The following is a 359-nucleotide window of genomic DNA, read 5'->3' on the forward strand; positions in this document are numbered from 1 at the left end:
TCAGGCCCGAGCACTTCCAGCGCAGCGTGTCGCGCTGGTGGTCCAGGGCCCCCTGGAGGGTCGCCAGCTCGGAACCGTCGACCGGTGCGACCCGCCGCGACTCCGCCTCCACTGCGCTCTCCTCTCCCAGGGTGCCGGTCACCCTAGACCCGCGAGCCGAGCGCAGCCAGGCCCCCGGCGCCCAGCGCGGCCAGCCCGCCGACGCGCCGCGCGAGGGTGGTGGCGCGGAGGACGTCGTCCGGCTCGACGGCGCGCCCACGACCCATCGTCGGCCGCACCTCCACCCGGTCGCCGTAGGTGTTGGTGCCGCCGAGCGTGACGCCGAGCGCGCCGGCGAAGGTGGCCTCCACGACACCGGC

The 359-nt window shown here is 76.9% G+C and carries 1 protein-coding gene; it reads right to left on the reverse strand.

Translation table 11 applies throughout. From position 1 onward, the window contains the following. Positions 1–143: 143 nt before the first annotated feature. A partial coding sequence (locus tag QWY28_RS23325) for a cobalamin biosynthesis protein (RefSeq protein ID WP_300955307.1) occupies positions 144–359 on the reverse strand: 216 nt, incomplete at its 5' end.

It is taken from the genome of Nocardioides oceani (assembly GCF_030412965.1).
In the GTDB taxonomy this organism is placed as follows: Bacteria; Actinomycetota; Actinomycetes; order Propionibacteriales; family Nocardioidaceae; genus Nocardioides; species Nocardioides oceani.